This window comes from Bradyrhizobium sp. AZCC 1578 (genome assembly GCF_036924675.1).
In the GTDB taxonomy this organism is placed as follows: Bacteria; Pseudomonadota; Alphaproteobacteria; order Rhizobiales; family Xanthobacteraceae; genus Bradyrhizobium.
This window is the reverse complement of sequence record NZ_JAZHRZ010000001.1, coordinates 955,411-980,286: the sequence shown is the minus strand read 5'-3', so window position 1 is coordinate 980,286 and position 24,876 is coordinate 955,411. Positions and strand designations below refer to the sequence as shown.

General features: G+C 62.8%; 28 protein-coding genes. 16 read left to right on the top strand and 12 right to left on the bottom strand.

Going from position 1 to position 24,876, the window contains the following annotated elements:
- Positions 1-22: 22 nt before the first annotated feature.
- Positions 23-1,036 (bottom strand): zinc-binding alcohol dehydrogenase family protein, encoded by a 1,014-nt coding sequence (locus V1290_RS05085; protein ID WP_334363344.1) that lies wholly within the window; start codon positions 1,034-1,036, stop codon positions 23-25.
- A gap of 129 nt (positions 1,037-1,165) precedes the next feature.
- On the opposite strand from V1290_RS05085, the gene V1290_RS05080 reads away from it, so the two are divergent.
- From V1290_RS05080 to V1290_RS05065, 4 genes are all read left to right on the top strand, one after another.
- Entirely contained in the window at positions 1,166-1,543 is a 378-nt protein-coding gene (locus V1290_RS05080; protein WP_334363343.1) for a winged helix-turn-helix transcriptional regulator, read from the top strand.
- 81 nt (positions 1,544-1,624) lie between these two features.
- The gene (locus V1290_RS05075; protein WP_334363342.1) at positions 1,625-3,022 is read left to right on the top strand and encodes a DegQ family serine endoprotease; all 1,398 of its coding nucleotides are present in this window, start codon (positions 1,625-1,627) and stop codon (positions 3,020-3,022) included.
- Positions 3,019-4,356, top strand: a complete 1,338-nt coding sequence (locus V1290_RS05070) for a replication-associated recombination protein A (protein WP_334363341.1) — start codon at positions 3,019-3,021, stop codon at positions 4,354-4,356. Before V1290_RS05075 ends, V1290_RS05070 begins: the two co-directional genes overlap by 4 nt.
- The gene (locus tag V1290_RS05065; protein ID WP_334363340.1) at positions 4,353-5,066 is read left to right on the top strand and encodes a tetratricopeptide repeat protein; all 714 of its coding nucleotides are present in this window, start codon (positions 4,353-4,355) and stop codon (positions 5,064-5,066) included. The genes V1290_RS05070 and V1290_RS05065 overlap by 4 nt, the downstream gene beginning before the upstream one ends.
- A gap of 18 nt (positions 5,067-5,084) precedes the next feature.
- On the opposite strand, the gene V1290_RS05060 is transcribed toward V1290_RS05065, so the two are convergent.
- The 5 genes from V1290_RS05060 to V1290_RS05040 all read right to left on the bottom strand — a co-directional run bounded on the left by V1290_RS05060 (position 5,085) and on the right by V1290_RS05040 (position 7,987).
- Positions 5,085-5,372: a hypothetical protein gene (locus V1290_RS05060; RefSeq protein ID WP_028349025.1), complete on the bottom strand. Its 288-nt coding sequence runs from the start codon at positions 5,370-5,372 to the stop codon at positions 5,085-5,087.
- Positions 5,369-5,764, bottom strand: a complete 396-nt coding sequence (locus V1290_RS05055) for a TfoX/Sxy family protein (protein WP_334363339.1) — start codon at positions 5,762-5,764, stop codon at positions 5,369-5,371. Before V1290_RS05055 ends, V1290_RS05060 begins: the two co-directional genes overlap by 4 nt.
- An 11-nt stretch (positions 5,765-5,775) precedes the next feature.
- Positions 5,776-6,456 (bottom strand): winged helix-turn-helix transcriptional regulator, encoded by a 681-nt coding sequence (locus tag V1290_RS05050; RefSeq protein WP_334363338.1) that lies wholly within the window; start codon positions 6,454-6,456, stop codon positions 5,776-5,778.
- The gene (locus tag V1290_RS05045) at positions 6,453-6,914 is read right to left on the bottom strand and encodes a hypothetical protein (RefSeq protein WP_334363337.1); all 462 of its coding nucleotides are present in this window, start codon (positions 6,912-6,914) and stop codon (positions 6,453-6,455) included. The genes V1290_RS05050 and V1290_RS05045 overlap by 4 nt, the downstream gene beginning before the upstream one ends.
- A gap of 128 nt (positions 6,915-7,042) precedes the next feature.
- On the bottom strand, positions 7,043-7,987 hold the full coding sequence (locus V1290_RS05040; RefSeq protein ID WP_334363336.1) for an alpha/beta hydrolase: 945 nt from the start codon (positions 7,985-7,987) through the stop codon (positions 7,043-7,045).
- 128 nt (positions 7,988-8,115) lie between these two features.
- On the opposite strand from V1290_RS05040, the gene V1290_RS05035 reads away from it, so the two are divergent.
- The 6 genes from V1290_RS05035 to V1290_RS05010 all read left to right on the top strand — a co-directional run bounded on the left by V1290_RS05035 (position 8,116) and on the right by V1290_RS05010 (position 14,463).
- Complete coding sequence (locus V1290_RS05035) at positions 8,116-9,318, top strand: RluA family pseudouridine synthase (protein ID WP_334363335.1); 1,203 nt, start codon at positions 8,116-8,118, stop codon at positions 9,316-9,318.
- 200 nt (positions 9,319-9,518) lie between these two features.
- Positions 9,519-10,658, top strand: a complete 1,140-nt coding sequence (locus V1290_RS05030) for an amidohydrolase family protein (protein ID WP_334363334.1) — start codon at positions 9,519-9,521, stop codon at positions 10,656-10,658.
- Between the two features lie 158 nt (positions 10,659-10,816).
- Complete coding sequence (locus tag V1290_RS05025; RefSeq protein ID WP_334363333.1) at positions 10,817-11,590, top strand: ATP12 family chaperone protein; 774 nt, start codon at positions 10,817-10,819, stop codon at positions 11,588-11,590.
- Between the two features lie 71 nt (positions 11,591-11,661).
- Positions 11,662-13,251 carry a flagellar hook-length control protein FliK gene (fliK, locus tag V1290_RS05020; protein ID WP_334363332.1) on the top strand — a complete coding sequence of 530 codons (1,590 nt, stop codon included), beginning with the start codon at positions 11,662-11,664 and terminating at the stop codon, positions 13,249-13,251.
- Entirely contained in the window at positions 13,248-13,514 is a 267-nt protein-coding gene (locus tag V1290_RS05015) for an EscU/YscU/HrcU family type III secretion system export apparatus switch protein (RefSeq protein WP_028349018.1), read from the top strand. The genes fliK and V1290_RS05015 overlap by 4 nt, the downstream gene beginning before the upstream one ends.
- Positions 13,515-13,644: 130 nt before the next feature.
- Positions 13,645-14,463, top strand: coding sequence for a penicillin-binding transpeptidase domain-containing protein (locus tag V1290_RS05010; RefSeq protein ID WP_334363328.1), 819 nt, complete (start codon positions 13,645-13,647; stop codon positions 14,461-14,463).
- A gap of 7 nt (positions 14,464-14,470) precedes the next feature.
- Here the strand turns inward: V1290_RS05010 and V1290_RS05005 are convergent, their stop codons facing one another.
- Positions 14,471-14,956, bottom strand: a complete 486-nt coding sequence (locus tag V1290_RS05005) for a hypothetical protein (protein ID WP_334363327.1) — start codon at positions 14,954-14,956, stop codon at positions 14,471-14,473.
- 204 nt (positions 14,957-15,160) lie between these two features.
- On the opposite strand from V1290_RS05005, the gene V1290_RS05000 reads away from it, so the two are divergent.
- Positions 15,161-16,531, top strand: coding sequence for a serine hydrolase (locus tag V1290_RS05000; protein WP_334363326.1), 1,371 nt, complete (start codon positions 15,161-15,163; stop codon positions 16,529-16,531).
- A 22-nt stretch (positions 16,532-16,553) separates the two neighbouring features.
- Here the strand turns inward: V1290_RS05000 and V1290_RS04995 are convergent, their stop codons facing one another.
- Positions 16,554-16,961 (bottom strand): DUF4260 domain-containing protein, encoded by a 408-nt coding sequence (locus V1290_RS04995; RefSeq protein ID WP_334363325.1) that lies wholly within the window; start codon positions 16,959-16,961, stop codon positions 16,554-16,556.
- A gap of 133 nt (positions 16,962-17,094) precedes the next feature.
- Here V1290_RS04995 and V1290_RS04990 point away from each other — a divergent pair, with 133 nt between their 5' ends.
- On the top strand, positions 17,095-18,627 hold the full coding sequence (locus V1290_RS04990) for an acyl-CoA carboxylase subunit beta (protein WP_213286307.1): 1,533 nt from the start codon (positions 17,095-17,097) through the stop codon (positions 18,625-18,627).
- A gap of 99 nt (positions 18,628-18,726) precedes the next feature.
- Here V1290_RS04990 and V1290_RS04985 read toward each other — a convergent pair whose 3' ends face one another.
- The 4 genes from V1290_RS04985 to V1290_RS04970 all read right to left on the bottom strand — a co-directional run bounded on the left by V1290_RS04985 (position 18,727) and on the right by V1290_RS04970 (position 20,834).
- Positions 18,727-19,314, bottom strand: coding sequence for a hypothetical protein (locus tag V1290_RS04985; protein ID WP_334363324.1), 588 nt, complete (start codon positions 19,312-19,314; stop codon positions 18,727-18,729).
- Between the two features lie 220 nt (positions 19,315-19,534).
- The gene (locus tag V1290_RS04980) at positions 19,535-19,996 is read right to left on the bottom strand and encodes a VOC family protein (protein ID WP_334363322.1); all 462 of its coding nucleotides are present in this window, start codon (positions 19,994-19,996) and stop codon (positions 19,535-19,537) included.
- Positions 19,997-20,161: 165 nt separating this feature from the next.
- Positions 20,162-20,512 (bottom strand): cupin domain-containing protein, encoded by a 351-nt coding sequence (locus V1290_RS04975; RefSeq protein ID WP_334363321.1) that lies wholly within the window; start codon positions 20,510-20,512, stop codon positions 20,162-20,164.
- A gap of 112 nt (positions 20,513-20,624) precedes the next feature.
- The gene (locus V1290_RS04970; protein WP_334363320.1) at positions 20,625-20,834 is read right to left on the bottom strand and encodes a hypothetical protein; all 210 of its coding nucleotides are present in this window, start codon (positions 20,832-20,834) and stop codon (positions 20,625-20,627) included.
- A gap of 241 nt (positions 20,835-21,075) precedes the next feature.
- Here V1290_RS04970 and V1290_RS04965 point away from each other — a divergent pair, with 241 nt between their 5' ends.
- From V1290_RS04965 to V1290_RS04950, 4 genes are all read left to right on the top strand, one after another.
- Positions 21,076-21,582: a hypothetical protein gene (locus tag V1290_RS04965; protein ID WP_334363319.1), complete on the top strand. Its 507-nt coding sequence runs from the start codon at positions 21,076-21,078 to the stop codon at positions 21,580-21,582.
- Between the two features lie 48 nt (positions 21,583-21,630).
- Positions 21,631-22,878: a cell division protein FtsZ gene (gene ftsZ, locus V1290_RS04960; protein ID WP_334363317.1), complete on the top strand. Its 1,248-nt coding sequence runs from the start codon at positions 21,631-21,633 to the stop codon at positions 22,876-22,878.
- Between the two features lie 223 nt (positions 22,879-23,101).
- Positions 23,102-23,920 carry a hypothetical protein gene (locus tag V1290_RS04955; RefSeq protein WP_334363316.1) on the top strand — a complete coding sequence of 273 codons (819 nt, stop codon included), beginning with the start codon at positions 23,102-23,104 and terminating at the stop codon, positions 23,918-23,920.
- A gap of 164 nt (positions 23,921-24,084) precedes the next feature.
- Positions 24,085-24,825 (top strand): protein-L-isoaspartate(D-aspartate) O-methyltransferase, encoded by a 741-nt coding sequence (locus tag V1290_RS04950; RefSeq protein WP_334363315.1) that lies wholly within the window; start codon positions 24,085-24,087, stop codon positions 24,823-24,825.
- The last annotated feature ends 51 nt before the right edge of the window (positions 24,826-24,876 follow it).

The window sequence follows — 24,876 nt, the reverse complement described above, 5'->3', positions numbered from 1 at the left end:
GATCAACCCCGTTGTTGGGCCGCTACCACCCCTCCAGCACGATCTTGCCGCGCGACTTGCCGCTTTCCAAAAGCGCATGGGCCCGTTTCAGATTGGCGGCGTTTATCGTTCCAAAGGTCTGGTCGAGTGTGGTGCGCAGCACGCCCTTGTCCAGGAGGTCGGAGACGTCGTTCAGGAGGTGGTGCTGGGCGATCATGTCAGGCGTCTGGAATGACGAGCGCGTGAACATTGATTCCCAGTGGATCGAGACCGCCTTGCCCTTGAAGGCGGAGACGGTGAATTCCGGGGGATCGTCGATCAGGCCGAACTTGCCTTGCGGCGCGATGAAATCCGCGATCGCCTTGTAGTGCTGGTCGGTGAAGGTGAGGCTCGCGACCAGCGCGACCGGCGGCACCTTCAACTTTTCGATCTGCTCCTTCATCGGCTGGGAATGATCGATCACCGCATGCGCGCCGAGCTCAAGGCACCATTTTTGCGATTCCGGCCGCGTGGCGGTCGCGACCACTGTCAGCCCAGTGAGCCTGCGTGCGAGCTGGGTCAGGATCGAGCCGACGCCGCCGGCGCCGCCGGTGATCAGCAACGTGCGCGGATCGAGGCTCTTGCCCGGCACGGCGCCGAGCCGGTCGAACAACAATTCCCAAGCGGTGATCGAGGTCAGCGGCAGTGCCGCGGCCTGCGCGAACGACAAAGATTTCGGCTTCTTGCCGACGATCCGCTCGTCGACCAGGTGAAATTCCGCATTCGTGCCCTGGCGCAGGATCGAGCCGGCGTAAAACACTTCGTCACCTGCCTTGAACAGCGTCACGTCCGGGCCGACAGCATCGACGACACCGGCAGCGTCGTAGCCCAGGATTTTCGTTTCGCCCTCGGGCGGGGCGGCGCGCTTGCGGACCTTGTAATCGACCGGGTTGGCCGAGATCGCCTTGACGGCGACGCGGATGTCGCGGCCCGTCGGTTCCGGCTTGGCGGCCTCAAAATCAATCAGCGCATTCGCATCTTCGATGGGGAGCGATTTTTTGTATCCGACGGCCTTCATGTCCGTGCCTCCTCCGTGTTTGACAGATTGATCGCCTAACTGTCGCTCTAGCATCCGCTTGGCAAGTACTGTAAATTTGGGGAACTAGTCCCTGTTTGGATACTATTGGGGAAACCCCAGGAAAAACTCATGAAACGGCGGAATTTTGCCCGTCGGCCGGGCTGCGCGGTTGAAGCGACGCTCGATCTGATCGATGGCAAGTGGAAAGGCGTGATCCTGTTTCACCTGCAGGCCGGCACCCAGCGTTTTGGGGAGTTGCGGCGGCGGATGCCGGGGATTACCCAGCGCATGCTGACCAAGCAGCTTCGCGCGCTCGAGGACGACAAGCTCGTGATCCGCAAGGTCTACGCCGAGGTGCCGCCGCGGGTCGAATACACGCTGTCGGAGATCGGCGAGAGCCTGCGGCCGGTGATCGAGACGCTCAGGGCATGGGGCGAGGGCCATCAGGAAAGGCTATCCTGTGCGCCGGCCTCCGACGCCGCGAAAGTGCCCGATCGCGCGGCCTGACCGGCAGTATGTGTACCGCCTTATCTTCTCTCGTTGCCGCCTCGCATCTATATCTGAGGCCATCAATTTTGGGATTCTTGCATGACGTTGACGATCCGCTCTTTCGCCTTGCTGCTGGTTTCCGCAGTCGTTGCAACGCCGGCGCTGGCGCAGGATCGGCGCGTGCCAACCTCGGGCGCCGAGTTGCGGCTGTCGTACGCGCCGATCGTGCAGCGCGCGCAGCCGGCAGTGGTGAACGTCTATGCTGCCAAGACCGTACAGAATCGTAACCCGCTGCTGGATGACCCGATCTTCCGCCGCTTCTTCGGTGTCCCGGGGATGCAGCCCGAGCAGATGCAGCGCTCGCTGGGATCGGGCGTGATGGTCGACGCCTCGGGGCTCGTGGTCACCAACAACCACGTTATCGAGGGCGCCGATCAGGTCAAGATTTCGCTCGCCGACAAGCGCGAGTTCGAGGCCGAGATCGTGCTCAAGGACAGCCGCACGGATCTGGCCGTGCTGCGCGTGAAGGACGGACGAGAGAAATTTGCGACGCTGGACTTTGCCAATTCCGATGAATTGCTGGTCGGCGATGTCGTGCTCGCGATCGGCAACCCGTTCGGCGTCGGCCAGACCGTGACCCACGGCATCGTCTCGGCGCTGGCCCGCACCAAGGTCGGCATCACCGATTACCAGTTCTTCATCCAGACCGATGCGGCGATCAATCCCGGCAATTCCGGCGGCGCGCTGGTCGATATGACCGGCAAGCTGGTCGGCATCAACACCGCCATCTTCTCGCGCTCCGGCGGCTCGCAGGGCATTGGCTTTGCGATCCCCACAAACATGGTGCGCGTGGTCGTGGCCTCCGCCAAGAGCGGCGGCAAGGCCGTCAAGCGGCCGTGGTTGGGTGCGAAGCTGCAGGCGGTGACGCCTGAAATCGCCGAGACGTTGGGGCTGAAACTGCCGAACGGCGCCCTGGTCGCCAATGTCACACCAAACAGTCCGGCCGCACGCGCCGGTCTGAAGCCGTCTGACCTGATCGTCGCCATCGAAGGGCAGCCAATCGACGAACCCAACGCGTTCGACTACCGCTTCGCCACAAGGCAACTCGGCGGCGCCGCACAGATCGACGTGCAGCGTGGCGGAAAGACCGTCAAGGTCACGGTGCCGCTGGAGACCGCCCCCGACACCAACCGCGATGAAATCGTGCTCACCGCGCGATCGCCGTTCCAGGGCGCCAAGGTCGCCAATATTTCGCCGGCGGTTGCCGACGAACTGCATCTGGATTCCCAGGCCGAGGGCGTCGTGGTGATCGATCTCGCCGACAGCGGCACCGCGGCAAGCGTCGGCTTCCAGAAAGGCGACATCATCCTTGCGGTCAACAATCAGAAAATCAGCAAGACCAGCGACCTCGACAAGGCTTCGAAAACCTCATCCAGGCTCTGGCGCATCGTCGTGGTGCGCGGCGGCCAGCAGATCAACGTGACGCTCGGCGGATGAGTCCGAAGAAACCCCGCGAGGCGAGCAATCTCTTTGCTGCGGCAGGGATGGAGGAGGATGCGCCGCGTCCGCTTCCCGACCGGCTGCGCCCGCGCTCGCTCGCCGATGTCGTCGGGCAGGATCACATTCTCGGTCCCGACGGCGCGCTGACGCGCATGCTGGAGACGCGTACGCTGGGCTCGCTGGTGTTCTGGGGACCGCCGGGCACCGGCAAGACCACGGTGGCGCGGCTGTTGGCGGACGCCACCGAACTGCATTTCGAGCAGATTTCGGCGGTATTTTCCGGCGTCGCCGATTTGAAGAAAGTATTCGACGCCGCGCGCGCCCGTCGCGAAATGGGCAAGGGCACGCTGTTGTTCGTCGACGAGGTGCATCGCTTCAACCGCGCGCAGCAGGATTCCTTTCTGCCTGTCATGGAAGACGGCACCGTGGTGCTGGTCGGCGCCACCACGGAAAATCCGTCATTCGAGCTCAACGCCGCGCTGCTGTCGCGCGCGCGTGTGCTGGTGTTTCATTCGCTCGATGCTGCCGCGATCGAAAAACTCTTTGCGCATGCCGAGAGGGTCGAGGGACGAAAATTGCCGCTCGATGCCGAGGCGCGCGCCGTGCTGGTGCGGATGGCCGACGGTGACGGCCGTGCCGCGCTGACACTCGTCGAAGAGGTATGGCGCGCCGCGCGCAGGGACGAAGTCTTCAATGCTGCGCAGTTGCAGGAGATCCTGCAGCGCCGCGCGCCGATCTACGACAAGTCGGCCGATGGCCATTACAACCTGATCTCGGCCCTGCATAAGTCCGTGCGCGGCTCCGACCCCGACGCCGCGCTGTATTACCTCGCGCGCATGCTGGACGCGGGCGAGGACCCGCTATTCCTGGCGCGGCGCGTCGTGCGCATGGCGGTGGAGGATATCGGCCTTGCCGATCCGCAGGCGCTGGTGATCTGCAATGCTGCCAAGGACGCCTTCGATTTTCTTGGGTCTCCCGAGGGCGAGCTCGCGATCGCGCAGGCCGTGATCTATCTCGCCACTGCGCCGAAATCGAATGCCGCCTACAAGGCCTTCGGCGCGGCGACGCGCACGGCGAAAGAGGGCGGCTCGCTGCTGCCGCCAAAGCATATTCTCAATTCGCCGACAAAATTGATGAAGTCGGAAGGCTATGGCTCCGGCTACGAATACGATCACGACGCGCCGGACGCCTTCTCCGGACAGGACTACTTTCCGGAAGCGCTGGGGCGGCAGACGTTTTACGATCCGCCCGATCGCGGCTTCGAGCGCGAGATTCGCAAGCGGCTGGATTACTGGGCCAAGCTGCGTAAGGAACGGGGCCAGCGCGAATGAACAGTTTCGAGAATTATCTGAGGCAGGCTATTCGGGCCGTCGCATGTGTGGTGATGCTGGCGTCGCCGCTTGCTGCCGCGGCTGACAGCGCCGAGGTGGCGCCGGGCGTGCAGGTGACGAAGCGAAGCTATACAGCGCCGACCAACGAGCAGCCGTTCTTCGGATTTGCAGTCAAGAGTTCGGAGGAGAAGACCGCCGACGAGAAATTCGTAAGCGCCATCATCGGCGCGACAGGCTCTCGCGAAAAAGCCTTTGACGAAATAACCCTGCGTGGTTGGAGGGCTGTAAATACCGGCAAGATACGTGAGGCCGCGCTGCGGTTTAACCAGGCGTTTCTCATTTCACCGGAGCAGAGCGCCGTCTATCACGGCCTCGCGGTGGTCGCGCAATTTCGCTTCAATGATCTCGATGCCGCCGATGAACTGTTCAGGATCGCGCTCAAACAGCCCAATCCGGTGAAGGCGCTCAGGGCCGACTATGGCCGCATGTTGCTGATCGCGAAGCGCCCGCGCGACGCGCAGCTCGTGCTGGAGCAGGCGGTCAAGGATGCGCCGGATTTCGGCGACGCCTGGACCAATCTCGCCATCGCCCGCTTCCAGAACGGCGACGCAGCGGCCTGCGCAGCGGTGGAGGAAGCCGCCAAGAAGCGTCCGTCCAACAATTCCGGGGCCGACCTGACCGCGGTGAGAAACGCCGCGCAGTGCAAATAGCGCCGGTGATCTTCCGCGTCAGCCCGACCTTACTTCGTAGACTCGAATGCTCGAAATGAAGGGGTTACCTTGCGCCATCTTCTCGGCGTCGTCGAGCGTCGCCGCGTTGACGATTGTGAAGCCTGTGATGGAGTCGGGTCCGAGCGGAAGGTCCTTCGTTCCGCCCTTCGAGATTTCGCGACCATTGCCGAAGCCGCCCATGTCCACGGTATGCGGCTTGGTAGCCTCGAACCATTTGCCCCAGGCGGCCATGATTTCCGGAGTGGGCTTTTCAAATCCGTAATGCAGCAGAACGAACTTCTTCATGCTCGGCTCCTTTTCATCGATCGGGGCAATTGCTTTTTCTTTGGAGACGTCGCCTTCGGCGCGATTGCCTCGGCATAGTGCAGCGAAAGATCGATCCAGAATGCGCGCTTCTCCGCGTCGGCCAGTAGCTCCTCGGGCAATCGCACATATTCGCGCATCGGCCGGCCCTTCATGGGCTCGAAGGTCCGTTCGCCAAATTCGGCGGTGAACCGGGCGCGATCTTTCTCCGAGAGCCGCATGACGAAATCGTTCTGGTGCAGCCCGATAAACAGATTTCCGTTGGCGAAGGCCGCCGGGTAGCCGAACATCTTGCGGCGCGAGATATTTGCGCCTGGCGGAACCGACTGGTCGAACAGGTCGATCAGCGACTGCGGTGATTTCGTCCAGGCCACCGGCCCCTCCGTCAGTTTGCAGCGGGCGCTATGCGCCGGCGTTCCGCAAGGTCGAACAGAAGGGGAAGCTTGCGGACGAGGGTGATCGAGCCGCTCACGCTGGCGCGCTTCGCATCGATCGCGTCCTGAAGGGACACGCTCGTCCCGACAATCTGGAGCACCGCGTCGAACGGAGCTTCCAGCGTCCCCTTGCAATCGGTGATGCCCCTCTCAATAGCCGTCCCGAAGCCGCCGCCCGCGACGGTGAAGCCTGCCGATTTCTTGCCATGGGTGACCGTAAGGCCGATCCTGATTTCCGGCACGGGTGAACGCTTTGCAATGGCGTCGAGGCCAAGCAGCACCCAATCCGGCTCGAACGTGTCGCCGGGCACCGGTGGGAACAGGAAGCGGCCGCCCCAGCGGATCAACTCCCGGATCGCGGGCTGAACTTCCCGACCGATCTCGGTCAATTCGTATACCTGCGCATTGGCCGGCGGCGGCAAGGCGGTTCGCCGTACGACGTTGCACTCGATCAGGGCGGTGAGGCGCGTTGTCAGCAAGGTGGGGCTCATGCCGTCAAGATGATCCAGGAGATCGCCAAATCGCTTCGGCCCAAGCAGAAGCTCGCGGATGATCAGGAGAGTCCAACGCTCGCCGATGATCTCCGCCGCGCGGGCGAGTGCGCAGAATTGCGGATAGTGAAGATTGCTCATGCCGTCGAGCTTGGTTCCTCCGCATCATGACAGTAGGCGAGGGCGATCAACGGCCCCACGACTGCGAATTGCAGGATCGTGAACGCGGTTTCGAGCAGCACATAGTCCGGCACGGAAACCATCACATTCTTGGCTGCGACCGCGAGCGTGGTGAATGACCATGACAGCAGGCCAGCGCCAAGTCCGTACAAGAGCCCGTCCTTCAGAAACGAGCCGCTACGTTGTGCAAATACGCGCGGGAACAACCACGAGAACATCGCGCCCTGGATGATCATCGAACCCAGTCCGAACGCGATTACCGGCTCGTCGCGATAGATCTGGAGCGCGTGGTACTTCTGCTCGAACAGGACGAGGTGCCAGACATAGGCGATCGGAAACGAGGGAAGCAGGTAGGCGGCAAAGCCAAGCCAAAAGCCGCGGGCGCCGGTTGGACGGGCAACATCGGACGTTGCTGACATCGGAACAGCTCCATCGTACTACATTTTTTATAGTACATGCTATAAAATCTGGAGTCAAATATTCGTGGGCGGCAGCTTCGCCGTGCGGCGTTCCGGGCGCGAGCCGTATTGCGCCCTGAGCTTTGTCGCTATTTCCCTGTCTTCACGAAATCCAGGATCTGATCGGTCAGGCGTGTGTCGGCAGTGTTGATCGAATACACCTCCGACATGTGACTGTGCTGCGGCAACAGGATAGCGCGTGCGCATCCGCTGGCTCGTTTGCAGGTGGCTCGCTTCCCGATATCGAGCTGCACCACGAACCCTTCCGGATCCAGTTCGGCGGCAACCATCATCAGCGGAATGTCGGTCGTTGCCAGACCTCTCGATGAGGATCGTTCGGCATAGCGCGCGGCATCGTCACCAAAATAGGCCCGCTGGGTATCGGCGAGCGGCATCGCGGTCAGGTCATAAATGCCCGAGATCATGATCGCCCCCGCGAGGCCGCCGCCTTTGATCCTGTGAAGCTCGGGATGCGAGACATAGGTCGCGACGTGAACCGCGCCCGCGGAGTGCCCCATCAGAAAGATACGCGCGCTATTGCCGCCGCGCTCGTCGATCTTGTCTGCAATCCACTGCACCGCGGTGGCCAGATCCTCGGCGCCCGCCGGCCAGGGTGCTTGCGGTGCGAGGCGATACGCGACGTTCACTCCGACAAAGCCGTTCCTTACCGCCCACAGCATGATGTTGTCATAGAATGGGCTGGTCGGCGTCGTGCGCTTGTTGCCGCCTACATACGCGCCGGCATGTACATAGATCAGCACCGGCCGCGGAGATGGAGCCGTGTCCGGCATGAAGATATCGAGCAGATTGCGATCGGCCGAACCGTATTTGACGTCCCGCTCGACCTTGACGCCTTGATATGGCTCTTTTTGCTGTAGCGGCGCATACAGCGCGAAGGTCCTGGGCGGATCGATGACGCGGCCGAGTTCCAACAGTGCCTGCGCGATATGCTCCGGCATCGGGCTCCGCTGCGCTTCGGCCGCGTTCGCGAACATTGCGGCCACAACGACCAAAGCCAATCTTGATAGGGCCATCCGGGCTTCCCGCGCATCGTCGAAATTGGCCTATTTTGGCCGATCCGGAGCGGGATTGGCACCGAATTCACCGTGACGATTCGCTGCATTTGCGCTAGGCAACGGTCTACCCCTTGGAGCGAAACCAGATGAGCCGCCGCGACCGAAAACCGCTAGCCAAGTCGCGCACGCCAGGCTCCCGTCCCAAGGGAGCCACGCCGTTCCGCAGCAAGAATCCTGGCGACCGGCCGCAGGGCGACCGTCCTGGTGGCAAGCCTGCGCGGTTTGCCGAGCCGCGCCGGGAGAAGCCGGCTTTCGTGGTGGCAGAGCCCGAAAAGACCAAGGCCGAAGTGCCGCTGCCGACCAAGGTTCAAACCGTCGTCGTCACCGCCGACGAAAACAACATGCGCGTCGACCGCTTCCTCGAGGCGCGCTTTCCCGGCCTGTCGTTCTCCCACATCCAGCGCATCGTCCGGAAGGGCGAGTTGCGCGTCAACGGCAAGCGCGCCGACAGCAAGGACCGGCTCGAAGAAGGCCAGAGCGTTCGTATTCCGCCGCTGCGACTCGATGCGCCGAAGGGAACGGGTCCGCTCTCTGAAGCCGCGACCAAGACGCTGCAGGCCCTGAAGGAGATGACGCTTTACGAAGACGCCGACGTCGTGGTGTTGAACAAGCCAGCGGGGCTGGCGGTGCAAGGCGGCTCCGGCATCACGCGCAATGTCGACCAGATGCTGGAGGTGATGCGCGATGCCAAGGGGCAGAAGCCGCGGCTGGTGCATCGGCTCGACAGGGAAACGTCCGGCTGTCTTCTGGTCGCCAAGACGCGCTTCGCTGCCACCGCACTGACCGGCTCGTTCCGCCACCGCTCCGCGCGCAAGATTTACTGGGCGCTGGTGGCGGGCGTGCCGAAGCCGAAGCAGGGCCGCATCTCGACCTATCTCGCCAAGGAGGAGAGCGAGGAGGACAGCATCATGCGGGTCGCAAAACATGGCGACGAGGGCGCAAGCCACGCGGTGACGTATTACGCCGTGGTAGAGACCTCGGCGCAGAAGCTCGCCTGGGTGTCGCTGAAGCCGGTCACCGGGCGAACCCACCAGTTGCGCGCCCACATGGCGCATATCGATCACGCCATCGTCGGCGACCCCAAATATTTCAATAAGGAGAATTGGGACCTGCCGGGCGGCCTGCAGAACCGCCTGCATCTGCTGGCGCGGCGGCTCGTTATCCCACATCCGCGCGGCGGCGTGATCGATGTCAGCGCGCCGCTGCCGCCGCACATGCTGCAATCCTGGAATCTGCTCGGGCTGGAGCACGACCGGTTCGATCCGATCGAGAACGCACCGGAGGAGTAGCGGGCACGCAACGCACTGGCCGGCGCAATAGCTGTCAAACGCAAGAACACGCTGATTTGATATTGTGCGATCCGGACGGTCCTAACGTCAGGCCGTCAGGTGCAGGGGGATTGCGCATGAACGGAAATCTGGTCCGACTCGCGTTTTGCTTTTTCGCTGTGATAGGAGCGTCCAGCGTACCTGGTTCCGCCCGTGCGCAGATGCTCGCTCTCGTCGGCGGCAGTGTCTACGCTTCGCCCGACGCTGCGCCGCTTGCCGACGCCGTCATTCTCATCGCCAATGGCGCCATCGCCGCGGTCGGAACCCGCAGGGAGGTGCAAATTCCCTCCGATGCGCGCGTCATCGATTGCACCGGCAAGACTGTGGTTGCCGGTTTCTGGAACAGCCACGTCCATTTCACGGAAGAGGTGTGGAAGAACGCCGGCTCAGCTCCTGCCGCACCGCTGGCCGAGCACATGCAGGCGATGCTGACGCGCTGGGGCTTTACGACGGTCTGGGATATCGGCTCAGACGGAAGAGATACGCTGGCGCTGCGCCGCCGGGTCAATTCCGGCGAGATACCGGGCCCGGATATTTATACGGCAGGCAGCATCTTTCCCAAAGACGGCCATCCGGCCTATCTGCCCGCCGAAATCAAGCTGCCGGAAGCTTCCACGCCGGAAGAGGCCGCGCAATTGACGCGCACCTATATGGGCTTTGGTCTTGACGGTGTGAAACTGTTCACCGGCTCCTTCAAGGGCACCGGAAAGCCGGTCGTGAACATGGACCCAGCGATTGCCAAAGCGGCAGTCGACGTGGCGCATGCTGCGGGCAAGCCGGTGTTTGCCCATCCGCAAAACATGGCGGGCGTCGACGCCGTCATCACTGCTGGCGTCGACATCATGGCGCACACGGTGCCCGGCGAGCCGGTCTATTCGCCCGAGCAACTCGCGCGATTCAAGCAGCAGCGCATTGCCCTGGTTCCGACGCTCTCGCTGTTTGCAAAGCTTCCCGTTGCGCCCGATATCGCTGCGCGCCTCATCGCGACGACCGTCGCTCAAGTCAAGGCGTTCTCCGACAATGGCGGTCCCGTCCTGTTCGGCACCGATGTCGGCTTCACCACCTATTACGACACCACGCTCGAATACGAGCTGATGCATCGCGCGCTGTCGGAGCGCCAGATCCTGGCGTCGCTGACGATCAATCCCGCGCAATATTTCAAGGCGGCGAAGAAGGGGCGGGTCGAGAAGGATTTCGACGCCGATCTCGTGGTGCTTGACGGCGATCCACTCGCCGACGTCACCAATCTCGCCAAGGTCGCCTACACGATCCGGGCGGGAGAGGTGATCTATCGGAAGTGAGCTGACTAGGCGAACGGGCGATTCCGGCGAGCGGAACCCGACTTCAGCCGGCAGAACCAGCATCGCAGCTTGCTGGCCTAACTTCCTCATCGCCTTTATTTGCATCCACCGGCATCGTATTGTCAGGCTTGGATAATCACCCGACCTTTGGACACCGCATGCGTGAACTATTCGATGAAGTTGCCGGACAGTCTCCGCTCGATCCGACGGAAGCAGTGCGCCGCGCCACGCGCGCGCCCCAGCGCAAGCGCATCTACAAGGAGGTTGGCGTCGCGCCGGCCGATGGCGGGTTTGCCGTGACGCTGGATGGCAAGCCGATCCGCACGCCTTCCGGCCGCCAGGTCATAGCGCCGGCTAGCAGCATTGCCGAGCACATCGCCGCCGAATGGAATGCGCAGGGCGAGACTATCGATCCCCTAACCATGCCGCTGACGCGCTTCGCCAATTCTGTCGCCGAGGTCGCCGATCGCGTCGATGCCGTCGCCGACGATGTCGCAAAATACCTCGGCTCCGACTTGCTGTTCTATCGTGCCGGCCATCCCGAGGCGCTGGTCGCCCGGGAAGCGGCGCATTGGGACCCGGTGCTGTCATGGGCCGCGAACGAGCTCGGGGCTCATTTCATCCTGTCCGAGGGGATCGTGCATGTGACCCAGCCGGAGCAGGCGATCAAGGCCGCCCGTAGTGTGTTTCCGGCCGACCCCTGGGCCGTGGCGGCGCTGCATGTGGTGACGACGTTGACAGGCTCCGCGCTACTGGCGCTGGCGTTGCTGCGCGGGCCCCTCGATTCCGACCAGGTTTGGGCGGCCGCCCATGTCGATGAGGACTGGAACGCCGAGAAATGGGGCGTCGACGAGGAGGTGGCGGCTCGCCGGGCCGCCCGGCTGGTCGATTTCCGGGCCGCGGTGACCATTCTGGACGCCCTGAAGGCCTGAGCGCCTGCTGCCGGTTAAGGAGAGGTTTACGGCGCCGGGGTAGGCTTCGGGCTTGGCCGAGACCTCTCACTATGGCGATTTCCATCAATCCCGTTCTCCCGGTGCTATCAGCCCAAGAAGCTGGCGGCGTGGCGCCCGAACTGGTGCTGCAGCCCGGCAGCGTGGTCAACGCTCAGGTGCTGAAAGTGCTGTCCGCCGATCTCGTGAGGATTGCGATCGCCAGCCTCTCGATCGACGTGGCCACGGAAATTCCGCTGCAGCAAGGCCAGAACCTGCAGCTGGCGGTGTCGCAGACCAAGGACGGCATCCGCCTGGCCGTGGTCGGGCAGGGCAGTGATGCCGCCGGGGCATCCGCCGACGCCGTCACTTTGTCGCCCGATGCGCTGGCCGATGCCGCCGTCAATCGGCCGGCCATCGTGTCGGCGAAGAACGTGCTGACGCCGCTGGAGCGCGCTGCCGTCTCCGCCGCCGCCCAAGCCGCGGCGACCGAACAGGACAGCCTGGCGCCGCTGTTTGCCAATCTGGGCGCGGCGATTTCGTCCAGCAATCTGCCGCCGAAATTGCAAGCGGCGATCGCGCAGGTGCTGGCGCAACAGACCAGTCTCGATCAGAACCTTGATGGCGCCGATATCAAGACGGCGTTCCAGAAGTCCGGAATATTCCTCGAAGCCTCCTTGGCGTCGGGCTCAGTCCCCCCAAGTGGCGTGCCCGATCTCAAGGCCGCGCTGATCGTGCTGCGTCAGACACTGCAGTCGGCGCTCGGCGTCAATTCGACGACCGCCTCGCCGGCGACACCGGTCGGGGCGCAACAAGCTGCGCCGCCACAGGCCGCCGCGAGCCTTGCGCCGTCCTTGTCGCCCAACCTCGATGTGCCGGAAATCCTGCTGCCGCAGGCGCGATTGCTTGCAGCCGAAAATCACGCGCTGCCGGTCCATGCCGCCCGAAGCCCGCTGGCCGCCCCGCCTGATGCCGGCGCTACGCTGAAGCTGCTGCAGGAAGCGCTGCAGGAACTCGGCGTTCCAATCAGGAGTGCCACAGCCACGCCGAAAGACGTTCGGGGCGGCGACGTCACCTTCCATACCAACACGCCGCCGCCTCCGCCCATCCTGGGCGGACTGCCGGCCGCACAGCCGATCGCCTCTCCCACCATCGCGCCGCAGGCGCCGCTCGAGGTGATCGCGCATCATCTGCTCGATGATACCGATGCCGCTATCGCGCGACAGACGCTGCTGCAGGTCGCCTCCTTGCCTGATCGCATCGATGCGGGGCCAAAAGCCGACATCACGGCGCCACGCTGGAATTTCGAAATTCCCTTCGTGACGCCGCAGGGCACCGCGATGGCGCAGTTCGAGATTTCCCGCGATGGCGGCAGCGAGGCCGTCGAGGCGGTCAAGCGGGTGTGGCGTGCGCGATTTTCCCTCGATGTCGAGCCGGCCGGTCCGGTTCACGCGCTGATATCGCTGACCGGCGACAAGACTTCAGTGCGGATCTGGGCGGAGCGGCCCGCAACCGCAGAGCAACTGCGCGCCGGGACATCGCAATTGAGCGAGGCGCTCAGCCGGGCCGAATTGCAGTCCGGCGATATCGTGATCCGCGACGGCGCGCCGCCGCAGGCCGCGCCCGCCGCCCGTGCCGGTCATTTTCTGGATCGCGCGCTATGAGCGTCGAGACCAGGAGCAAGCTTGCAGTCGCGCTGCACTATGACAAGACCGGCGCGCCGCGGGTCGTGGCGAAGGGCAAGGGCGTCATCGGTGCGAAGATCATCGAGCTGGCCCGGGAACACGATATCCCGATCGAAGAGAACGAGGTGCTGGCGGGCGCTCTGTCCCATGTCGAGATCGGCGACGAGATTCCGCCGGAGCTCTACAAGGCAGTTGCCGAAGTGCTGATCTTCGTGCTGCGGCTGTCGGGGCGAATACGGTGACTGCGTTTTTTTCGCGCGAGCGGATGTCGGCTTGCGCCGGGAACACAGGGCAACTAAAGGCCCGCCTGTCATAGTTTTTCCACGATGCCATCCGCATCGTCGGCATTCCTCAACCAGCTCGGATATCCTCGTGATCAATCGTCGTCATGCGCTCGGCCTCCTTGCCGCGACCACTGTTTTGCCCGCGCGCACCCTTGCCAATGTCTCCTACCAGCGCAGCGAGTTTCGCGACGATCTTTCCAAGCGGTTTTTCGATCTCGGCACGACCGGCACCTTTGTTGGCTACAAGGTAGACGACTACCTCATCATCGCCAGCGACAAGGTGCGCTCGGGCGAGGGCAGGCTACCGGCCTCGACCTTCAAGATTCCAAACTCGGTCATCGCGCTCGAGACTGGCGTTGTCGAGGACCCCGACAAGGACGTCTTCAAGTGGGATGGCGTGACGCGCAGCATCGAGCCCTGGAATAAGGATCATACGCTGCGTTCGGCGATCGCGGCTTCCGTGGTGCCGGTGTATCAGGAGGTCGCGCGCCGCATCGGGCAGGAGCGCATGCAGAAATATGTCGACCTGTTCGACTATGGCAACCGCGACATCGGCGGCGGCATCGACCAGTTCTGGCTGACCGGCAATCTGCGCATCGACCCGGTGCAGCAGATCGATTTCGTCGACCGGCTGCGGCGCGGCGTGCTGCCGGTCTCCAAGCGCAGCCAGGAATTGACGCGCGATATCCTCCCCGTGACGAAGGTCGGCGACGCCACCATCCGCGCCAAGAGCGGCCTGCTGGGCGCGGAAGCGGGCAAGCCATCCTTGGGCTGGATGGTCGGCTGGGCCGAGAAGGGCAGCCAGCAGACGGTGTTCGCCATGAACATGGACTGCAAGGAGCAAAGCCACATCGCCGCGCGCATGACGGTCGTGCAGCAATGCCTTGCCGATATCGTCGCGATTTAACCCGCAGCTAACGCCGGTTCAGCGCCAGCGAGACCGCCGTGACGTTGGTGCCCTGCGGCTGGATCGACACTGTCTGCTTGCCGCCACGGGTCGTCAGCGACAGATGGGCCGAAAAGTTGTCGCCTCGTGCGGCAGCCTCGACACGATCGCCGGCGGCGCGCCCGGTAAGCGTCCCGGAAGCGTTGCGGCTCGCTTCGCTCCATGAGCCCGAAATCGCGCCGCCACGGTATTCGACTTCGCTTGCGAGATCGAAATTGTAACTCTGGCTCGCGCACCTCAGGTTGAGTTGAAGCTGATCGCCGCTTCCTAGGACATCGTACGACGCGCGGCAGCGCAATTGCTCGCTTTGCCCGTCACTGGTGCTGAGCACGCCGCCGCCCGACCACGTACCCGCCATGGCGGCGAAGGGCGAGGCGGGTGCGGCCAGCGCACTGCCGGTCAGGCATAACGATGTGGCCACTAACGCCGTTCGCGCAAAATTGTATCCAGACATCTTGATGGCCTCCTTCGGTTTGGCAATCAACGCCCCCAAAGGGTTCACGGTTCCTCCACCGGCACAGCGTGCGGCGAGGTTCCGTGCCCGAGATTGCAGCGATGCCTCTCCGATATCCGGACAATGCATTGGCGGCCGCGCCCGATCGACTGGTGCGCGGGAGCAAGTTGTACTAGCGTGCCATGGCTACCAGGGGGATCGTGCATGCCGCATCGTCGCTCGGTGCTGTTAGGAGGCTTGGCGTTTTCGCTTTGGCCGGATTGGGGTTGGGCCCAGATGACACCGGGGCAGGATGTTGCCGCCATCCTCAAGGAGAGGGTGGATGTCGGGCGTGAGACGATGGGCCTCGTTGCCGCTTTCCTCGACGGGGACCGGCACAGCATCACGGCGTATGGTCAATCCGGCTCCCCCGACAATCGGCCGCTCGATGGCGACACGGTGTTCGAGATCGGCTCGATCACCAAGGTGTTCACGGCGCTGGTGTTTGCCGACATGGTGGTGCGCGGCGAGCTCTCACCTGATGACCCTGCGGCGAAATATCTGCCTGCCAGCGTCAGGATGCCCGATTTCGAGGGGGCGCCGATCACACTGATGGACCTTGCGACCTATACGTCGGGCCTGCCGCGGATGCCGTCGAATTTCGCGCCGAAGGATTGGAGCAATCCCTATATCGACTACACCTTCGAGCGGCTCTACGACTTTCTCTCGAACCACAAGCTCGCACACAAGCCCGGCAGCCACTACGAATACGCCAATCTCGGTTTCGGCCTGCTGGGCCACATCCTCGAACGGCGCGCCGGCAAGAGCTACGAGGAGTTGGTGATCTCGCGGATTTGCGCGCCGCTCGGCATGGAAGATACGCGCATCACGCTGTCGAGCTCGATGCAGCAACGGCTGGCGCGTGGCCACAGCGCCGCGCTGACACCCGTCGCGAACTGGGATTTTTCAGTGCTCGCCGGTGCCGGCGCGTTCCGTTCGACGGCGAACGATCTGATGAAGTTCGTGCGGATGTGCATGAATCCCGATGGGCCGGTTGCCGCTGCGCTGAAGATGACGCTTTCCAAGCGTAGGCCAATGATGGAGGAGAGTGACGTGGCGCTGGGTTGGTTCGTTTCGTCGCGCTTCGACGATGAATTGATTTTGAAGAGTGGCGGCACCGGCGGCTATGCAGCCTTCTTCGGTTATTCGACCAAGACCCGGCGCAACTGCATCGTGCTCTCCAATGCGGCTGATTATAACCCGAATATCGCGCTCGGCACGCATCTCATCAATACAGCATATCCGCTTGCAAAAATTCGCCGTGAGGTGCCGGTCGATCCGGCCGTGCTTGCAACCTATGCCGGACGTTACGAGGTGTCACCGAACTTCATCCTGACGGTGCGTGCGGAAGGCGCGCGGCTGTTCGTGCAGGCGACGGCGCAGCCCGAGTTCGAGGTTTACGCCGAGAGCGAGACGGAATTTTTCTATCGCGTGGTCGATGCCCAGATCGCCTTCGCGCGGCCCGAAGGCGGCGCGGCGCCGTCGTTGACACTGCATCAGAACGGCAAGGACCTGCCGGGCAGGCGGCTGCCTTAGCGTGATCCAAATGCAGTCAATGTCAGTTCGGAGACTTCCCGATCCGCCCCAGATGGCTGAAGCTAAAACCGGTAGTGTATTTCAGCCCGTAGCCGAGCGCGCGGTCGAAGCCGATATGGGCCAGCCAGATCATGGCAATCGAGAGCGTGAGCGGTGCGGCGGTGGCAAATCCGGTGGTCATGATCGCCATCGGCGCGAGGTAGCTGTGCGCGGCGTTGTAGATGAAGGCCCCGGTTCGCGGTCCTCCCAGATAGGCGGCAAAGCTGAGGTCCGGCACGAAGAACAGCAGGGCGTAAACCCACCACGATCCGTCCCAGATATAGTAAAGCAGCGTCATACCGATAAAAAGCGCTAATCCCTCCAGCCGCAGCACCGTTCGCACACCCCCTGTAACGGCGCCCGAGGTGTCGGCGCTTGCGGTATCGGTCATTCCGGTCCCCATAGTCAGGATGCGCATATAGGGGGCGTGGGCCGGCGGTACCAGAGGCCGGGGTGTTTCCGCTTCCGAAAAGGCCGTGCTAGAAGGCCTTCAAATCGTTACTCAAAAGGCGGGCGGAAGCAGCATGAAGGATATCCTGGACACCCTCGAAGAACGGCGCGCCGGCGCCAAGCTCGGCGGCGGCGAAAAGCGCATCGAGGCGCAGCACGCTCGCGGAAAATTGACCGCGCGGGAGCGCATCGAGCTTCTGCTCGACAAGGGCTCGTTCGAGGAATTCGACATGTTCGTCGAGCACCGCTCCACCGAATTCGGCATGGAGAAGACGAAAGTGCCGGGCGACGGCGTGGTCACCGGCTGGGGCACCGTCAACGGCCGCAAGACCTTTGTGTTCGCCAAGGATTTTACCGTGTTCGGCGGCTCGCTGTCCGAGACCCACGCGCTGAAGATCACCAAGCTCCAGGACATGGCGATGAAGGCGAGGGCGCCGATCATCGGCCTCTATGACGCCGGCGGCGCGCGCATCCAGGAAGGCGTGGCGGCACTCGCAGGCTATTCCTATGTGTTCCGCCGCAACGTCATTGCCTCGGGCGTGATCCCGCAGATCTCCGTGATCATGGGCCCCTGCGCCGGCGGCGACGTCTATTCGCCGGCGATGACCGACTTCATCTTCATGGTGAAGAACACCAGCTATATGTTCGTCACCGGCCCTGACGTGGTGAAGACCGTCACCAACGAGGTGGTGACGGCGGAAGAACTCGGCGGCGCCTCGGTGCACGCGACGCGCTCCTCGATCGCCGACGGCGCGTTCGAGAACGACGTCGAGACGCTGTTGCAGATGCGCCGGCTGATCGATTTCCTGCCGTCCAACAACACCGACGGCGTGCCGGAGTGGCCGAGCTTTGACGACATCGGCCGCGTGGACATGTCGCTGGATACGCTGATCCCCGACAATCCGAACAAGCCCTACGACATGAAGGAGTTGATCCTCAAGGTCGTGGACGAGGGCGATTTTTTCGAAATCTCGGAAGCGTTCGCTAAAAACATCGTCACCGGCTTCGGCCGCATCGCCGGCCGCACGGTCGGCTTCGTCGCCAACCAGCCGATGGTGCTGGCCGGCGTGCTCGACAGCGACGCCTCGCGCAAAGCCGCGCGCTTCGTCCGCTTCTGCGATGCCTTCAACATCCCGATCGTGACGTTTGTCGACGTACCCGGCTTCCTGCCGGGCACCGCGCAGGAATATGGCGGGCTGATCAAGCACGGCGCGAAACTGCTGTTTGCGTACTCGCAATGCACGGTGCCGCTCGTCACCGTCATCACCCGCAAAGCCTATGGCGGCGCGTTCGACGTGATGGCGTCCAAGGAAATCGGCGCCGACATGAACTACGCCTGGCCGACCGCGCAGATCGCCGTGATGGGCGCCAAGGGCGCCGTCGAAATCATCTTCCGCGCCGACATGAACGATCCCGAGGCGATCGCCAAGCGCACCAAGGAATACGAGGACCGCTTCCTGTCCCCCTTCATCGCCGCCGAACGCGGCTACATCGACGACGTCATCATGCCGCATTCGACCAGGAAGCGGATCGCAAGGGCGTTGGCGATGCTGAAGGACAAGAAGGTCGAGATGCCGGCAAAGAAGCACGACAATTTGCCGTTGTGAGAGGTCAGCGGTCACGAGAAGTCCAGCACCGCCAGCGCGTCCCATCGTGATTGATTGTTGTTGGCCTGGCATCCGGGCTGATTGAATCAGTTCGACAACTCAGGACAGCGCCCCGTTGTCGAGAAATGGCTTCCAGGAGAGCGCTTCCCTTCTGGCTTCGCTAAAATCGCCATCCTCCAAAAGCCTGCCGACGCATCTGAGGTATTCGCAAAGGAATGACGCATCCGGCAACTGGTACACGTGCTCGTTCGGGACCCACAGCTCGAATTTCCTGGCTGAGCTTAGTACAGACTGCAGTGCAGGCTTGAGATCGGGCACACTGTCCGGCCATCTCGAGGACGCGGTCCGAGTCTTGATACTCTCTGAAAGACTGCGAAACTTCCAGCCGAGGCTTCGCAGCTCGGAGGCTTTCTTCCCGTCCGACCTCCGGTTCAGCCATTCGAGTGAGACGCCAACGATAATCCCGGTCAGGAAGACCAGCGCAAGTTTGAACCAAGGCTGTTGGCCCAGTGCCAGGAAGTTACTGAAAACGGGCGTGGCCGTCGCGTCACGAAAGGCCGCCGTGGCCATACCCTCAGGGTCGGAGAAGATGTTTTCCTCCAACCATTTTTTGAGGGCAGGCGCGATCAGCGGGACGAGCAGAAGACCCCAAATCCCGAACAGAAGGTTTTTGAGCCACCTGGACATAGGGCTCTATTGTCTAGCATGCCGGCGCAGCGATCCAGCCGAATTAGAGGCGCTGCCGCCTGCCGCAGTGCTTCTTGCCTCTCCTCCCAGACTCAACTGCCCGGCCAATAGTGCTGCCCGCGGGGCCGGAGCCGCTTTCGCCTAACGCGCCGCGACTGCGGGCCAGCACATTCGCGAGTTACGCGAGCGCTAATCCGCTAACGAAGCTCACGAGCTTCGCCTAAGCCGCCTTGTGCTGCTGCTTCATGAACTCCGTCGCGCGCTTCTTGAGTTCAGTCGGCGATACGTCCTCGATGTGGGTGCCGATGTGCCAGCTATTGCCGGCCGCGTCCTTCACGCTGCCGCTGCGGTCGCCATAAAATTGATCCGCCGGCTCCATCAACGATGTCGCGCCGGCCTTAAGCGCCTTCTGATAAACTGCATCGACGTTGGGTACGTACAGATACAGCATGGTGGATGTTGCTTGTGCACGCTCCGAGGAGTCGGAAATCATCACGATGGAATCTCCGATCTTGAACTCCGCATGCATGATCTTGCCGTCGGGCCGCATCATCGGCTCGAATACCGGTTCGGCTCCGAAGGCATCTTTCATGAAGCGAATGACCTTCTCCGCCCCATCGACGACGAGATAAGGCGTGACGGTGTGAAATCCCTTGGGAACCGGCTTCACCTGTGTTGCCATGGCTGTCTCCTCTGGTTTGATGGATTTGATCCATACAGAACGGCCCAGCCCGCTTATTGTTTTACCCGGGATGTTCGATCCGGTCTTTGAGCAAAGTGTGGCGGCTGCGGTCCGCGCACTGGTGGTCGCGTCAATGTGTATCCGCTGCCAAGTTCCGCTACGAACCTAACCCGGCAGGCGCGGAACAAAATCGTATTCGCCGACTCCCTGCAGAACCAGGAAGGTGAGCGACTTCGTACTCCCGTTGGTCACCAGATGCGGTCGCGTGGGCCTGACGACATAGACTTCGCCGGGGCTCAAGTTCACTTCCTCTTTCGGATCCTGCAGGAACAGCCTCATCTGGCCTTCCAGAACGTAAAAAGTATCGGAGACATTGGTGTGGGTGTGCCACGGCACTTTCTGGGTTGCAGAGAGCTGCAACTCCATGATGCGGAAGCCGGGGCGCGCGGCGTGCTCGGCGCGACGCTCGACTTCGTAAAGGTGACTGGCGTCCTTGATGGGCTGCGGCTGGTTCATGACGGCCTCCTTCGGATCATCCGCCCCCATCGCATGGTGATGCCGCGCAAATGATAGCCTTGCTCTGCCGTTCGCGAAACCGTCAGGGGAGGTCCTACGGAACTGCCGTTGTTCACTCCTTGTCGTCCCTTATGCGCTGCTCACCCTCACGCAGCCGTTGCGCGATCGCCGTTCGTCTTGGGATCAGCGAGGCCTCGTCGGCGAGCCGTTGCGCAAGGTCGGAGTGATATTGTTGCACGACGTCGAGGACCGCCTCCTTGGCGAGTCTTCGGTGGTAGTCGGCCAGGAATCGGTGCAGGTCAGCAAGCTGTTCGTCATCCATCGCTATCGCGCCTCAGCCGCGATGGCCGGAATATACCGCAACCCGTTGATCTCGCACAGCTTGCATCACCCCAATCCCGGTGGGATTCACCACCCGGCCGAGCAAGGTGGCGGCCGCGGCACGCTCAAGTCGGCACCTGGCCGTCCTTTAACCGTTTGTTAACCATAAGGCCTCTAACTTAGGGGGACTATCCGGTCATCATCAGACGATTCCAGTGCGGTTCGTTCGAGGAGAACAGCCGATGTCCGTTGAGATTCTGACCTATGCAGCCCTGGGCGCGCGCCTGAACATCTCGGCAGCGGCCGCCCGTTCGCTTGCCAGGCGGCTCCGATTGCCGCGCTCGCTTTCCGAGGATGGGAAGGCCCTGGTGAGCGTTGATCTCGCTGAAATCAGGCATACGCCACATCCACCGGGTGGTCACCGGGCGGGCGAGGCCGCTCAGTTGAGGGCACTCGTTGCAACGCTGCAGGCCGAGGTCGCGCAGTTGGAGGCCAGGGCAGCCTATCATCGCGCAGATTTCGAGTACGAACGCCAGCGCGCCGATCACCTGATCGCTGAGCTGTTGCAGGCGACTGCCGAGACCAAAGCCGCCAGGGAGGCGACGGCGCGGCTTGAGGGGGAGGTGGCAGCGCTTCGGACCGCTCTCCGAACTAGCAGTCCGAACGAGAATCACGGACATTCTGCGCGCCGGCTGGGGCATCTGGCTGCGAGCTTGGTGGAAGCAGACCGCAAGGCTGGTCGTGGGTAACAAATCTCTTCCTATTCCGCGGTTTGGCGGAGCAACCGTGGGGCAAAAATGGGTGGCACCGATATTCGCGAGCTGAGGGCGCGCATTATCGTGTTCGGGGTGGGCGGTGCCGGCGGCAATGCCGTCAACAACATGATCGACGCCGGGCTTGAAGGCGTCGAATTCATCGTCGCCAATACCGACGCCCAGGCGCTTACCAGTTCGAAGGCCAGGCGCGTCATCCAGATGGGTACGCAGGTAACCGGAGGCCTTGGCGCCGGTGCCCAGCCCGATATCGGACGCGCGGCGGCGGAAGAGGCCATCGACGAGATCCGCGATCATCTGACCGGCGCGCACATGGTGTTCATCACCGCCGGCATGGGCGGCGGTACCGGCACCGGAGCCGCGCCGGTCATCGCCAGGACCGCGCGTGAGCTCGGCATTCTCACCATCGGCGTCGTCACCAAGCCGTTCCAGTTCGAGGGCCAGCGCCGCATGCGCTATGCCGAAGCTGGCATCGCGGAACTCTTGAAGGCGGTGGATACCCTTCTGATCATCCCGAATCAGAACCTGTTCCGGGTGGCCAACGAGAAGACCTCCTTTGCCGATGCCTTCGCGATGGCCGACCAGGTGCTTTATTCGGGCGTGGCCTGCATCAGCGACCTCATCGTCAAGGAAGGCCTGATCAATCTCGATTTCGCCGACGTCCTCTCGGTCATGCGCGAGAAGGGCAAGGCGATGATGGGCAGGGGCGAGGCTTCCGGTGACAAGCGCGTGCTCAACGCTGCGGTAGCCGCGATTTCCAACCCGTTGATCGAGAATCCCTCGATCAAGCGCGCCAGCGGCCTGATCGTTTCCATCACCGGCGGCAGGGATCTGACGCTGTTCGAGGTGGACGAAGCCGCCACGCGCATTCGCGACGAGGCCGATCCGGACGCCAACATCATCGTCGGCGCGACCTTCGATGCCACCCTGGAAGGCATCGTCCGCGTTTCGGTCGTGGCCACCGGCATCGACAATCTCGACGCGACCGGCCAGACGAAAGCCGCGGAAGGCCTGCTCACGGACCTCGCTGGCAGGCTGAGCAACGACCGGCGTCGCATCGCCGAGCGTGGCGTATCGTCGCCGCAATTCGCCAGCCCGCCGTCGCTGATCCCGCCGCCGCGCCACCTCGAAGCACGGCCGCCGATCGCCGAACAGGCGCGGCATGCGGCATCGCAGCGCCTCGATCCCTACGGTCGCGCCTCTCCCGCACGCACTCCGATCGAGGAAAAGGTTCTGGATATCCCGGCTTTCCTGGGCAGCAAGGCCAACTGAGCCGTCATAAGAGAGCCATATCGCCTCAAGGTGGTAGACCGCCGCGATGCGACTTCAACAGGTCCATCGTCCAAGCACCCGGGCGGTGCCTGAAGGTCTAATGCCCAAAATCGGTCCTATACTTTCCATCCTCCAGCCTTGCTTTGGTCAAAACGGCGGTGGGAAGTGTCTAAAATCCGACTACCGTCCATTCAGGTGATCGCAAACCGGGCAGGAGGCGCTCATGGATACCGCGGTAAATACCAGGCAAACCGATCCACGCGACGTTAATCCGGGACTGTCCACGCAAGACATCGAACTGGTGGCGCGCGCCGATGAACGGCTCGCGCATGCTTATGAAAAGATTGCGCGCGCGGATGAACAGCTCGCGCTTGTCAATGAACAGATTGCCAGGCTGGAGAAAAAGCCCGTTAACAGGCTTCCTCAGTCGTCGCGGGGCAGGCCGGCGCTGCGCGGCTTGGTCGGCCTGCTGTTGACCGCGGGCATCTGTATCGCTGCTTTCGCTTCGCAATCTTATGGCGAGGCGGCGAGGCTGATGATCGCCCCGTGGGTACCGCAACTGGCTCCGGCTTCGTCGTTGCCATCGGAAACACCGAGGCTCGCCGCCCAGCAGAGCGAGCCTATGGTTCAGGTAGCTGCGGCGGATGCTTCAGTTTCGCAATTGCCACCTCCGGCTCAGACCGCACCGCAAGACGCAGCGGCCGCCCCGGTCTCTCCCGAGGTGACACAGTTGCTTCAAACGATGGCGCGTGATCTCGCCAACGTGCAGCAGGAGATCGAGCAGCTCAAGGCTGGCCAGGAAGAATTGGTCCGCGAAAATGCCAACACCGCCCAGCAGCTCAAGGCAAACCAGGATCAAATGGCGCAGGTGATCGCGAACGCCTCCGCGCAACAGCCGCGGCCCAAAGCACCAGCGACGACATCAGCCAATCCGCCACCGCCAATTGCCGGCTCTTCGCGTAAGCCCGTGTCGACGCCTCCGCCGACGCAAACCAGAGTGCAAGCGCGAGCGCCGGTGCAGTTGCAGTCCGGACAACAGTAGTTTTCGCCGCGCTGGCCGAAGGCTTGTCCTCCCGCCGCCAGATGGGGACAAACGACAGTTGGAACTCGGGCAGAGTAAGTTCACTCTGCCCAGGGACAAGACAACTTGTTCCACGGGGCTTCGATCCTAGATAGCGGACGGAGCCTTCGATTTTGGATGGCCGCATGATCATGAAGATCTTGCTGCTGCTCGTTCTGTCCATGGTTGTCGTCGCACAGGAGGCGGCGGCACAGGAAGTGCAATGCGACCGCGAACGCGCGGCCATGGTTGAATCTATCAGAGCCTACGCTCGTCGTTCCCACGCCAGTGTTTTGGGACAACAGGGCCTCTCCGAGAGAGTTCTCGAGGCCATGGGGCGAACGAAACGCCATCTGTTCATCCCTGAGCGGTCCTGCGCCATCGCATACGCGGACAGGCCGGCTTCGATCGGCCACGGCCAGACCATATCGCAGCCGTTCATCGTGGCCTTGATGACAGAGTTGGCCGGGGTCACGCCGGATCATGTCGTGCTCGAGGTCGGTACGGGGTCGGGCTATCAGGCCGCCGTCCTTGCGCATCTGGCGCGCAAGGTCTGCACCATCGAGATCGTCCCGTCATTGGCCGAGGCCGCCGCGAGAACACTCAAAGAGCTCGCATATGACAATGTGGGCGTCAGGCATGGCGATGGCTATGCTGGCTGGCCCGAATGCGGTCCATTTGATGGCATCGTCGTCACCGCGGCACTTGGCGAAGTGCCGCCGCCGCTGATCGAGCAGCTTAAAGTGGGTGGCCGGCTCGTGATGCCGGTGGGATCCGCCTATGCCAGTCAGCAACTTACGGTCGTCGAGAAAGTGGCTCCCGACAAGACGACGACGCGGGCCGTTGCCCCGGTGCGCTTTGTGCCCTTTACGCGTTCAAAAGATTAAGAGCCGGTGCGGCGGCTCAGATGGAAAAAGCAGGGAGGCGGTCGTGAGCGG